Below are 1345 nucleotides of genomic sequence, written 5' to 3'. Positions count from 1 at the left end.
GGCATCGACCGGCACGGCGCCGCCCGCGGCGTCGAGACCACAACGACCATCCCGCACTACCCGTACTGACGGCACCACAGCCCCACGCCGTCGCAACCATCGCACCAGTCAAGGAGTCGCATGTCCCGCATCCCCTTCCTCCGCTCCGCGCTCGTCGCGGGTGCCGCCGCCACCGCCCTGCTCCTTTCGGGCTGCGTCGCCGGCGAGGGCCAGGCCGCCGAGCCCGAGCCCACGTCGACCGCCTCGGGCGAGGCCGTCTCGCTCGAGGGCCAGACGCTGAACATCGACTTCGCCACCTACAACCCCTTGAGCCTCGTCATCAAGGACCAGGGCTGGCTCGAGGACGCCGGCCTCACGGTCAACTGGGTGCAGTCGGCGGGCTCGAACAAGGCGAACGAGGCCCTGCGCGCCGGCGCCATCGACGTCGGCTCGACCGCCGGCTCGGCCGCGCTCCTCGCCCGCTCCAACGGCTCGCCCATCCAGGTGATCGACATCTACTCGCAGCCCGAGTGGTCGGCGCTCGTCGCGCCCGACGGCTCCCCGATCACGTCGGTCGAGGACCTCAAGGGCAAGCAGGTCGCGGCCACGAAGGGCACCGACCCCTACTTCTTCCTCCTGCAGTCGCTCGAGGCCGAGGGGCTCGAGGCATCCGACATCACCGTGCAGAACCTGCAGCACGCCGACGGCTGGGCCGCACTGCAGAACGGCTCGGTCGACGCCTGGGCCGGACTCGACCCGATCATGGCCGGTGCCGAGGAGCAGGGCGCGAACCTCTTCTACCGAAACGTGGACTTCAACAGTTACGGGTTCCTCAACGCCACGGAGTCGTTCCTGGCCGACAAGCCCGAAGTCGCGCAGGCCGTCGTCGACGCCTACGAGACGGCCCGCGCCTGGGCAGCCGAGAACCCCGACGAGACCGCAGAGATCCTCGCCGGTGTCGCCGGCCTCGACGCCGCGGTCGCCACCAAGGTCATCACCGAACGCTCGAACCTCGACGTCGACCCGGTGCCCGGTGACGCGCAGGTGAAGGTGCTCGAGAAGATCGGCCCGATCTTCGTCGAGCTCGGCGACGTGCCCACGCAGCAGCAGGTCGACGACGCGCTCGACACCATCATCAACGACGAGTTCGTCACGAAGGCCGACGCCGGCCGCTTCAGCTGATCCACTCCAGCTGACCTGCTCCACCCGGGAGGGACCATGACCGACACGGATGCCGCGGCCGAGCCGATCGCCGACCCCACCGGCACGTCCGCCCGCACGTCCGACGGCGCGACCGTCGTGGTGGGGCGGTACGGGTCGTCGGTGGTGGCCCCCGCGGCGGGGAACCCCCGCGGCGGCGGCGAGG

1 protein-coding gene is annotated in these 1345 nt (G+C 70.9%); it reads left to right on the top strand.

Annotation, left to right across the window (positions count from 1 at the left end; all coding sequences use genetic code 11):
* The first annotated feature begins 120 nt into the window (after positions 1-120).
* Positions 121-1161: an aliphatic sulfonate ABC transporter substrate-binding protein gene (locus AC1DY2_RS19830; RefSeq protein WP_476763971.1), complete on the top strand. Its 1041-nt coding sequence runs from the start codon at positions 121-123 to the stop codon at positions 1159-1161.
* The last annotated feature ends 184 nt before the right edge of the window (positions 1162-1345 follow it).

It is taken from the genome of Agromyces sp. P1_H4 (assembly GCF_056405255.1).
Note: the sequence above shows the minus strand (reverse complement) of the source record. Positions and strands in the feature narration are given on the sequence as shown.